This window comes from Aquamicrobium defluvii (genome assembly GCF_004363725.1).
Classification (GTDB): domain Bacteria; phylum Pseudomonadota; class Alphaproteobacteria; order Rhizobiales; family Rhizobiaceae; genus Mesorhizobium; species Mesorhizobium defluvii.
In genome coordinates this window covers 24,506-33,831 of record NZ_SNZF01000037.1, presented here as the reverse complement: position 1 = coordinate 33,831, position 9,326 = coordinate 24,506, and the positions used below count along the sequence as shown (strand labels likewise).

Annotated in this window: 10 protein-coding genes; 8 read left to right on the top strand and 2 right to left on the bottom strand. The window is 61.9% G+C overall.

Annotated elements, in window-relative coordinates; all coding sequences use genetic code 11:
* Nucleotides 1-906: 906 nt before the first annotated feature.
* From DES43_RS19750 to smpB, 4 genes are all read left to right on the top strand, one after another.
* The gene (locus tag DES43_RS19750) at nucleotides 907-1,248 is read left to right on the top strand and encodes an ArsR/SmtB family transcription factor (protein ID WP_198027526.1); all 342 of its coding nucleotides are present in this window, start codon (nucleotides 907-909) and stop codon (nucleotides 1,246-1,248) included.
* Nucleotides 1,245-2,168 (top strand): SRPBCC family protein, encoded by a 924-nt coding sequence (locus DES43_RS19745; protein WP_035028963.1) that lies wholly within the window; start codon nucleotides 1,245-1,247, stop codon nucleotides 2,166-2,168. Before DES43_RS19750 ends, DES43_RS19745 begins: the two co-directional genes overlap by 4 nt.
* Before the next feature lie 266 nt (nucleotides 2,169-2,434).
* The gene (dapA, locus tag DES43_RS19740) at nucleotides 2,435-3,316 is read left to right on the top strand and encodes a 4-hydroxy-tetrahydrodipicolinate synthase (protein ID WP_035028960.1); all 882 of its coding nucleotides are present in this window, start codon (nucleotides 2,435-2,437) and stop codon (nucleotides 3,314-3,316) included.
* A gap of 25 nt (nucleotides 3,317-3,341) precedes the next feature.
* A complete protein-coding gene (gene smpB, locus DES43_RS19735; RefSeq protein WP_035028958.1) occupies nucleotides 3,342-3,821 on the top strand; it encodes an SsrA-binding protein SmpB in 480 nt (159 codons plus the stop codon).
* A 146-nt stretch (nucleotides 3,822-3,967) separates the two neighbouring features.
* Here the strand turns inward: smpB and DES43_RS19730 are convergent, their stop codons facing one another.
* Together DES43_RS19730 and DES43_RS19725 are read right to left on the bottom strand one after the other, a co-directional pair.
* A complete protein-coding gene (locus tag DES43_RS19730; RefSeq protein ID WP_035028955.1) occupies nucleotides 3,968-4,618 on the bottom strand; it encodes a uracil-DNA glycosylase in 651 nt (216 codons plus the stop codon).
* An 11-nt stretch (nucleotides 4,619-4,629) separates the two neighbouring features.
* On the bottom strand, nucleotides 4,630-5,208 hold the full coding sequence (locus DES43_RS19725) for a LabA-like NYN domain-containing protein (RefSeq protein ID WP_035028952.1): 579 nt from the start codon (nucleotides 5,206-5,208) through the stop codon (nucleotides 4,630-4,632).
* 274 nt (nucleotides 5,209-5,482) lie between these two features.
* Here DES43_RS19725 and rpoZ point away from each other — a divergent pair, with 274 nt between their 5' ends.
* The 4 genes from rpoZ to acpS all read left to right on the top strand — a co-directional run bounded on the left by rpoZ (nucleotide 5,483) and on the right by acpS (nucleotide 9,266).
* Nucleotides 5,483-5,875, top strand: a complete 393-nt coding sequence (rpoZ, locus tag DES43_RS19720) for a DNA-directed RNA polymerase subunit omega (RefSeq protein WP_035028949.1) — start codon at nucleotides 5,483-5,485, stop codon at nucleotides 5,873-5,875.
* A 108-nt stretch (nucleotides 5,876-5,983) separates the two neighbouring features.
* Entirely contained in the window at nucleotides 5,984-8,209 is a 2,226-nt protein-coding gene (locus DES43_RS19715) for a RelA/SpoT family protein (RefSeq protein ID WP_035028947.1), read from the top strand.
* 34 nt (nucleotides 8,210-8,243) lie between these two features.
* A complete protein-coding gene (pyrE, locus tag DES43_RS19710; protein ID WP_035028944.1) occupies nucleotides 8,244-8,822 on the top strand; it encodes an orotate phosphoribosyltransferase in 579 nt (192 codons plus the stop codon).
* A 6-nt stretch (nucleotides 8,823-8,828) separates the two neighbouring features.
* Nucleotides 8,829-9,266, top strand: coding sequence for a holo-ACP synthase (acpS, locus tag DES43_RS19705; protein ID WP_035028940.1), 438 nt, complete (start codon nucleotides 8,829-8,831; stop codon nucleotides 9,264-9,266).
* Nucleotides 9,267-9,326: the final 60 nt, after the last annotated feature.

The window sequence follows — 9,326 nt, the reverse complement described above, 5'->3', positions numbered from 1 at the left end:
GCCGCCCCTTGACCAAAACCTAAGACCCAAACCATACATGAAGGCGGGTCACTTCTCGGCGAAAATCCCGGGTCAGCTCTCAGCGGAAATCAACAATCGAAAGATAGATTCGGTCATTTTTTGTTTGCTACAGCCGAATCTATACCACCTCCGGAATTAGTTGTCGCTCACGCGACTTGATCTCGAAGTGTATTGTAGAAGCGCCCGGTTAGGAACCCCTTGGCCAAGGTCGAAACCATCAGAGCCGAAAAGCCCAGCTGAACAAGGCCTGGACCAAACCGTTCCAGGAAGTGGAACTGCATATCCGACAACGGCGGATAGAAATCCACAATACGGCTGTCCAACCGAACGGCAGCTTTCGGGATGGCCGGCGATCTGTTCAAACGACCGACATTTGGGCGCTAAGCGGGCATCTGATGGCTTTCAGCCAGCTTTGCGGTCCCTTAGGCTTATTTTGGAGGGTTATGGAGGGCTATGGAGTGGATATAGTTCTCATCGCTATCCCGCATGGCCCGCCATTTCGGTATAAAACCCGGAATGCCGATTCCCGCCGTTTTCCCTCCCTTTGTGGCTACCAGCGTTCGCAACAGGACGCTTTTGCTTCCTTTGATGTAGATCGCGTCGTCTGCGACCTCGACGTGCTGGGCAAAGGCACGGACGTGTTCCCGCCGATAGCCGCCCTTTCCAGGCCGGAGGCGGCTGCGCGCTTGGCGCCAGTTGCCGAACGGCCGCTCATGTGGGGTCCTGGTCGGCGGCGCTTTGCGGCATGGTCCCGGTCCCTTCGGTGCAGGAGGGATGGCGCCACAAAGGTAGAGCGAGCGGGTTTCAGGGCGCCGAAACAGGAAAACTTAGCGTATCGTCTAAGTTTTCCTTGCGGTCCCGGAGATGCATGTGATAGTTAGCTGCATGACTAAGCATGATCCCGATCTTTCGCGACTCTTCCATGCGCTGGCCGATCCGACGCGTCGCTCGATCGTAACCCGCCTGGTGGAAGGCCCGGCGAGGGTCACGGATTTGTCCGAGCCCACGGGCCTGCGGCTGCCCACCGTGATGCGGCACCTTTCTGTGCTGGAGGAGGCGGGCCTGATTGCCTCGTCGAAGGATGGGCGGGTGCGCACCTGCGCCATAGTGCCGGAGGCATTGGAGCCGATCCGGACATGGCTCGATGAACAACGGGCCATATGGAAGGCCCGGCTCGACCGGCTGGAAGCATTCGCGATGAAAGCGATGAAGGAGCGCAAGAAATGAAATCGAGGCAGAACCCCGAAAATGCGCCTGCGGTGGATCATCCTGCGGCAGACGGTTTCGCGACCTTGACCTTCGAGCGCGATCTGCCTGTACCGCGGTCCGTGCTGTGGCATGTCTGGACGGCCCCTGCCGCAAGGGCTGTGTGGTCTGCACCGACGCCCTCGGTTGCGGTGAAATTTCTGGAGGCCGACACCAGGGTGGGCGGCCGCGAAGTCTCGCTCTGCAAGGTAGAGGGGCAGCCGGACATACGATGTGAGTGCGGCTGGCTGGAATTGCAGCCGACGGTGCGCAGCGTGAACTACGAGTTGATCTCTTGTGATGGCGTGACGAAATCGGCAGCCCTCGTGACGGCCGGTTTCTCTGGAACGGATGAGCGCAGCCGGCTCGTCGTCACGGTCCAGCTCTCCTCGCTGGCCGGGAACATGGAGCCCGGCTACCGGCAGGGTTTCAATGCCGGGCTGGACAATCTCGCGGCGACGTCGCGGCGGACAATGGTGCTGCAACGGGTGATTCAAGCGTCCCGGAGCGTCGTCTGGAACGCCTGGATGAACGCCGACACGCTGCCGCAATGGTGGGGGCCGGACGGGTTTTCCTGCCGTACCAAAAGGATCGACCTGCGAAAGGACGGTGAATGGGTGTTCGACATGATTGCGCCGGATGGCACGGTCTTCCCCAATCACCATCTCTATACCGATGTGCGGGCCGGGGAGAGGATCGCCTACACGCTGCTCTGGGGCGAGAACGGCCCGAAGCATGCCGATGCATGGGCCTCGTTCGAGGAGCAGGACGGAGCGACGAAGGTGGTTCTGGGCATGGTGTTCAGCACTGAAGCAGAGTTCCAGGAGGCGAAGGGCTTCGGCGCAGTCGAACTGGGACTGCAAACGCTTGGCAAGCTGGAACGCTTCGTCACGTCTCGCTGAGATGCCGCAAGGCGCTGTCAGCCAATGGTCTTTGTCTGGAAGACAAGCCAGCACAGTCTTGAGACCGCGTCGATGAACATATGGCGGAGCGGAGGCTGAGCCGTGGGTGCCGGCTTGCTCAGGCTGCCGGGTGCATCGCGGGATTTCCCATGACGTCGTCAATTTCCTGAACTTGTCCTATGGTGCGCCGACTGCGTTTGCGCTAGAAGCCGGCATTTCGCTCAAACAAGGCTCCTCGACACAGGGGTTCCAGGGAGTTGGACATAATGCTGAGAGGCTCGCTTACCGCGCTCGTCACGCCGTTCGAACAGGACGGACGTTTCGACGAGAAAGCCTTTCGCGCCCTTGTAGAGTGGCAGATAGAGGAAGGCACCACCGGCCTTGTCCCGGTGGGGACGACGGGCGAATCTCCGACCCTGTCGCATGAAGAGCATCGCCGCGTCATCGAGGTCTGCGTCGAGGTTGCGAAGGGGCGCGTGCCGGTTGTCGCGGGCGCCGGCTCGAACAACACGAAGGAAGCGATCGGACTGGTCAGGCATGCCGAAAGCGTCGGCGCCGATGCCGTGCTCGTGGTGACGCCCTATTACAACAAGCCGACGCAGCGCGGTCTTTACGAGCATTTCGCCGCGGTCGCGCAGGCCACCTCGCTGCCGATCATCATCTACAATATCCCGCCGCGTTCCGTGATCGACATGTCTCCGGAAACGATGGGCCGGCTGGCACACGACTTCAGGAACATCGCCGGTGTGAAGGATGCGACCGGCAAGGTCGAGCGCGTTTCGGAACAGCGGGCGACATGCGGCAAGGATTTCATCCAGCTCTCGGGCGAGGACGCTTCCGCACTGGGCTTCAATGCCCATGGCGGTGTGGGTTGTATCTCGGTCACGTCCAATGTCGCCCCGCGTCTTTGCGCGGAGTTCCAGCAGGCCACGCTTTCCGGCGACAGCGTCCGCGCGCTGGAATTGCAGGACAGGCTTCTGCCGCTGCACAAGGCGATCTTCGCCGATACCGGCGTCGCCGGAGCCAAATATGCGCTGTCGCGGCTGGGCCGGATAGGCAATGTCGTGCGCTCGCCGCTGGTGACCGCCGAGCCCGGGACGGAGGCAATGATCGACGCGGCAATGAAAAGCGCCGGCTTGATAAACTGAGGCTGATGCGCCATCTGTGCGCATCATGAGCCAGAACCGGAAATCAGATCCCAACAACAAGGTCGCCGCGGAAAACCGCAAGGCGCGCTTCTCCTATGAGGTCCTCGACACGGTCGAGACCGGTCTGGTGCTGACTGGTACCGAGGTGAAGTCGCTGCGCGGCGGCCAGGCCAATATCCAGGAATCCTACGCTTCTGTGGAGGGTGGGGAACTGTGGCTCATCAATTCCTACCTGCCCGAATATTTGCAGGCCAACCGCTTTAACCACGAGCCGCGCCGCCGCCGCAAACTGCTGGTCTCGAAGCGCGAACTGGCACGTCTGGCGCAGGGCGTCGAGCGTGAAGGCATGACCCTCGTGCCGCTGAAGATCTATTTCAACGATCGCGGCCGCGCCAAGCTTCTGCTCGCCGTGGCGCGCGGCAAGAAGCTGCATGACAAGCGCGAGACCGAGAAACAGCGCGACTGGAACCGGGAGAAGGGGCGGCTTCTCAAGGAACGAGGCTAGAGCAGCGGGCGTTCTGACGAACGCTGTTCCACTGCGCCGGTTTCTTTTCCCGGCCGCATTTTTGCGGCTTCAGACGATTCCGTCTGACTGCAAAATGCATTTGCGCATGGCCAGATCATGCCCGGCCCGTGCATTCTGCCTTGAATCTATTTACCCAGAAAATCGGCTATGTCCCGGAAGACATTCACGAACATGTCTTCCGTCAGCACGCCGGTATTGGTGTTGTAGCGTGAGCAGTGATAGCTGGAAAACAGCGTGAAGCCGCCGATCTCGTGGCGTCCGCCGTGCCTGAACGGATGCGCCGATACCTTTGCGCCAAGCGTTCGCACCATGGACTGGTGCGCGATGGCGCCCAGCGCCAGAATGGCGGTGAGGTTGGGGAAACTGCCGATCGTGGGAATGAGAAAGTTCCGGCAGTTCGAAATTTCGGGGCCGGTCGGCTTGTTCTGCGGCGGCACGCAGCGCACCGCGTTGACGATGGCCGTGTCGATCAGTTCGAGGCTGTCGTCCGGCCGCGCCTCGAAGCGGCCGCGCGCCAGATGGAAACGGCTAAGCGTCGAGTACAGCAGATCGCCTGCATAGTCGCCCGTGAAGGGGCGGCCCGTCCGGTTGGCGCCGCGCAGACCGGGGGCCAGCCCCACGATGAGCAGACGTACGCCTTGCCGGCCTTCGGGCGGCAGGAAAGGCGGCACGGGTGCGTTGAACCACTGCGGCTCCTTCATCCGCCATTCGGCGATGAAGTCGTGGAGCCGGGGACAGAGTGGACAATCGCGGTCAGGATCGGTGGGGGTCAGCATCGCCCACCCCCTCAGTCGTCATCCTCTTCGTCGTCGGTATGCGCAGGTTCAGGACGGCGCACGGTCTGTTCGCGGCCGACCTCGCTTTTCAGTGTCATCAGGTCGACGAAGTGATCGGCCTGGCGGCGTAGCTCGTCCGAAATCATCGGCGGCTGCGATGCCATGGTGGAGACGATGGAAACCTTCCGGCCGCGCCGTTGCAGGGCTTCGACCAGCGTGCGGAAATCGCCGTCGCCGGAGAAGATCACGTAATGGTCGACGACGTCGGCCAGTTCGAGCGCATCGACGGTGAGCTCGATGTCCATGTTGCCCTTGATCTTGCGTCGGCCGGTTGCGTCGGTGAATTCCTTGGCCGGCTTGGTCACGACCTTGTAGCCGTTGTAGTCCAGCCAGTCGATCAGCGGGCGAATGGAAGAGTATTCCTGATCCTCGACAAGGGCCGTATAATAATAGGCACGCAGAAGATAGCCACGTTTCTGGAAGCAGGCGAGGAGCTTGCGATAATCGATGTCGAAACCGAGTGAGCGTGAGGTGGCGTAAAGATTTGCACCGTCGATGAAGAGAGCAATCTTCTCCCGCGGATCGAACATTCGGAAATATCCTTGTGGCAAATAAACGTGGCAGTGAAATAACCGGCGACACTGCGCGCTCCGGAGCAATCCGGAAGCCCATCCCGCCGAAATCGAGCTATCTTCCCAAATAGCGTCAGCTTCGTGGCAGTCAAATCCTGCTTTTGGAGAATATGCTCACGTCAGGGTGCGGTCTGTCTACATGCGGACAAGGGTATCGCTTGTATTTTTCCGGTATACGGGTTAAGGAGCGCGCCTGTTTTCCGTCAAATCCTTCGCATGAAAGGGGCATCCCATGGCCCGCGTCACCGTTGAAGATTGCATCGACAAGGTCGAAAACCGCTTCGAGCTGGTCCTTCTGGCCGGGCATCGCGCCCGCCTGATCAGCCAGGGCGCACCCATCACAGTTCCGCGCGACAACGACAAGAATCCGGTTGTGGCGCTGCGCGAGATCGCCGATGAGACCCTTTCACCGGGCGATCTCAAGGAAGATCTGATCCATTCGCTCCAGAAGCATGTCGAGGTCGACGAGCCGGAAGCGGAAGCCATCGCCGCGCAGCCGGGTGCGGTCCTTGCCGAGGACGTTGACGAGCCGGAAGAGAACATCGCTTTCGACCGCATGTCGGAAGAGGACCTGCTGGCTGGCATCGAAGGTCTCGTGCCGCCGGAAAAAAGCGACGATTTCTGACGCTTAGAGCGCGCGACGGCTCTTTCGCCGGCGCTCAATCGCAGCTATCTATGACATGCGCCGCGTGCCTGCGGCGCATGTTTCGTTTTCTGCTGTGAGAGCCCGCCCATGATGCGTCAGTATGAGCTTGTCGAGCGCGTCCAGCGCTACAAGCCGGACGTCAACGAGGCGCTGCTCAACAAGGCCTATGTCTATGCCATGCAGAAGCATGGCCACCAGAAGCGGGCGTCCGGCGATCCCTATTTCTCGCATCCGCTGGAAGTGGCGGCGATCCTCACCGATATGCGCCTCGATGAGGCGACGATCGCCGTCGCGCTTCTCCACGACACGATCGAGGATACCAGCGCCACCCGTGCCGAGATCGATGAGCTGTTCGGCCCGGAAATGGGCAAGCTGGTGGAGGGACTGACCAAGCTCAAGAAGCTCGATCTCGTTTCCAGGAAGGCAGAGCAGGCCGAAAATCTGCGCAAGCTCCTTCTGGCGATCTCCGAGGATGTCCGCGTCCTGCTGGTCAAGCTGGCGGACCGGCTCCACAATATGCGCACGCTTGGGCACATGCGCGAGGACAAGCGTCTGCGCATCGCAGAGGAGACGATGGAAATCTATGCGCCGCTGGCCGGGCGCATGGGCATGCAGGGCATGCGCGAAGAGCTTGAGGAACTCGCCTTCCGCTACATCAACCCCGAAGCGCACCGCATGGTGACGCAGCGGCTGGCCGAGATATCGGAGCGGGCAAGAGATGTCCTGTCGGACATCGAAAAGGCGCTCTCGGAACTGTTCGAGAAGTACGACATCAGGGCGGAAGTCACCAGCCGGCAGAAAAAACCCTGGTCGGTGTTCCGCAAGATGGAGACCAAGGCGCTGTCTTTCGAGCAGCTTTCCGACATATTCGGCTTCCGTGTCGTGGTCGACAGGATCGAGGACTGCTATCTCGCTCTGGGCGCGATCCACACCACATGGTCGATGGTGCCGGGCCGCTTCAAGGACTATATTTCCACGCCGAAACAGAACGGCTACCAGTCGATCCACACCACGATCGTCGGGCCGTCGCGCCAGCGTGTGGAACTCCAGATTCGTACCCGCGAGATGAACGAGGTGGCGGAATACGGTGTCGCCGCCCATTCCATCTACAAGGATGGCGCTTCGAAGAATGGCGCCGGCAAGGACGTTTCAAGCGAAACCAGCGCCTATGCCTGGCTGCGCCGCACCATCGAGCAGCTTGCCGAAGGCGACAACCCGGAAGATTTCCTCGAAAACACCAAGCTCGAGCTGTTCCAGGATCAGGTGTTCTGCTTCACGCCCAAGGGCATGGTCATCGCCCTGCCGCGCGGGGCGACGCCCATCGACTTTGCCTACGCCGTCCACACCGATGTCGGCGACAGCTGCGTCGGCGCCAAGGTCAATGGCCGCATCATGCCGCTGATGACCGAACTGAAGAACGGCGACGAGGTCGAGATCATCCGTTCCAAGGCTCAGGTGCCGCCGGCGGCGTGGGAGTCGATCGTCGTCACCGGCAAGGCCCGCTCCGCGATCCGCCGTGCGACGAAGAATGCCATCCGCAAGCAATATTCCGGCCTCGGAATGCGCATTCTCGAACGTGCCTTCGAGCGCACCGGCAAGCCGTTCTCCAGGGATAGCCTCAAGCTGGTCCTGCCGCGTCTGGCGCGCAAGGATGTCGAGGACGTGCTGTCCGCCGTGGGGCGCGGCGAGCTGTCGTCGGCCGATGTCATCAAGGCTGTGTTCCCGGACTACAAGGACGAGCGCGTCACGGCGCCGGTGCCCAAGCAGCGGGAGGAGGGCTGGTCGCGTATCCGCAACGCGGCCGGCATGCTGTTCCAGCTTCCCGGCCGCTCCTCGCGCAAGGGCAAGAGCCAGCCGAAGGACGGCGCCCTGCCGATTCGCGGCGTGCGCGGCGATCTGCCCGTCACCTTCGCGCCCGAAGGGGCCGTGCCTGGCGACCGCATCGTCGGCATCGTCCAGCCGGGCTCCGGAATCACCATCTATCCGATCCAGTCGCCGTCGCTGACCGCCTTCGACGATCAGCCGGAGCGCTGGATCGACGTGCGCTGGGACATCGACGAGAACAACCGCGAGCGCTTCCCCGCCCGCATTTCGGTCACGGCCATCAATGCGCCGGGCTCGCTGGCCGATATCGCGCAGGTGGTTGCATCCAACGACGCCAACATCCATACCCTGTCGATGGTGCGCACGGCGCCCGACTTCACCGAAATGCTGATCGACATCGAGGTATGGGACGTGAAGCACCTGAACAGGCTGCTGTCGCAGCTCAAGGAAAACCCGAGCGTGAGCACCGCGCGGCGGGTCAATGGCTGATCGAGCCGTATATCGAACTGGAATTTGCGAACCGATGAATACTGCCGAAGTGCTTGATGTCTTCCGTTCCGCCGGCGCTGTCCTGGAGGGGCATTTCATTCTCACCTCCGGCCTCAGAAGCCCGGTTTTCCTGCAGAAGGCGCGGGTCTTCATGCATGCGGACAAGACCGAGAAGCTTTGCAGGGCGCTGGCCGGGCGCATCCGTGCCGAGGTCGATGGCAGGATCGACTATGTCGTCGGCCCGGCCATCGGCGGGCTGATTCCCGCTTATGAGACCTCGCGCCATCTTGGCGTGCCGGCGGTGTGGGTCGAGCGCGAGCAGGGCGTGTTCCGCCTGCGCCGCTTCGAGATGGAGAAGGGCGCGCGCGTCGTCATCGTGGAGGATATCGTCACCACCGGCCTGTCGATCCGCGAAACCATCGCCTGCCTGCGCGACCTCGGCGCCGAGGTGGTGGCCGCGGCCTGCATCATCGACCGTTCGGCCGGCAAGACCGACGTCGGCGTGCCGCTGATCGCGCTGGCCGAATATGAGGTGCCGGCCTATCCGGCCGATGCGCTGCCGCCCGAGCTTGCCGCCATTCCCGCGGTGAAGCCCGGCAGCCGCAACATCTGACATGTCATGATTATCGGCATCGGCAGCGACCTCATCGATATCCGTCGTGTGGAGAAGTCGCTCGAACGGTATGGCGAGCGCTTCATCAGCCGTGTCTACACCGATATCGAGCGGGCACGTTCCGAGGCCCGGAGGGAGCGTGCGGCCTCCTATGCGAAACGCTTCGCCGCCAAGGAAGCCTGTGCAAAGGCGCTCGGCACCGGCATTTCCCATGGCGTGTTCTGGCGTGACATGGGCGTGGTGAACCTGCCCGGCGGCAAGCCGACCATGGCGCTGACGGGCGGGGCTGCCTCGCAGCTTGCCAAAATTCTTCCCCCCGGCCACGAAGCGGCCATCCACCTTACCATCACGGACGATTTCCCGCTGGCGCAGGCATTCGTGATCATCGAGGCGGTTCCGGCGGGGCGCCGGCTGCAAGACAGTGCGGGCGAACCGCCGCCATAACGCCACATTGATCGTGCCTCACCGCTGGTCTGTGGTGTTTCCGGGCGTTGCTCCCGGCGC

Excerpts from the sequence above, each read along its gene's own strand:
- DES43_RS19750 (WP_198027526.1), top strand. The coding sequence starts at position 907 with ATGACTAAGCATGATCCCGATCTTTCGCGACTCTTCCATGCGCTGGCC.
- DES43_RS19745 (WP_035028963.1), top strand. The coding sequence starts at position 1,245 with ATGAAATCGAGGCAGAACCCCGAAAATGCGCCTGCGGTGGATCATCCT.
- dapA (WP_035028960.1), top strand. The coding sequence starts at position 2,435 with ATGCTGAGAGGCTCGCTTACCGCGCTCGTCACGCCGTTCGAACAGGAC.
- smpB (WP_035028958.1), top strand. The coding sequence starts at position 3,342 with ATGAGCCAGAACCGGAAATCAGATCCCAACAACAAGGTCGCCGCGGAA.
- DES43_RS19730 (WP_035028955.1), bottom strand. The coding sequence starts at position 4,618 with ATGCTGACCCCCACCGATCCTGACCGCGATTGTCCACTCTGTCCCCGG.
- DES43_RS19725 (WP_035028952.1), bottom strand. The coding sequence starts at position 5,208 with ATGTTCGATCCGCGGGAGAAGATTGCTCTCTTCATCGACGGTGCAAAT.
- rpoZ (WP_035028949.1), top strand. The coding sequence starts at position 5,483 with ATGGCCCGCGTCACCGTTGAAGATTGCATCGACAAGGTCGAAAACCGC.
- DES43_RS19715 (WP_035028947.1), top strand. The coding sequence starts at position 5,984 with ATGATGCGTCAGTATGAGCTTGTCGAGCGCGTCCAGCGCTACAAGCCG.
- pyrE (WP_035028944.1), top strand. The coding sequence starts at position 8,244 with ATGAATACTGCCGAAGTGCTTGATGTCTTCCGTTCCGCCGGCGCTGTC.
- acpS (WP_035028940.1), top strand. The coding sequence starts at position 8,829 with ATGATTATCGGCATCGGCAGCGACCTCATCGATATCCGTCGTGTGGAG.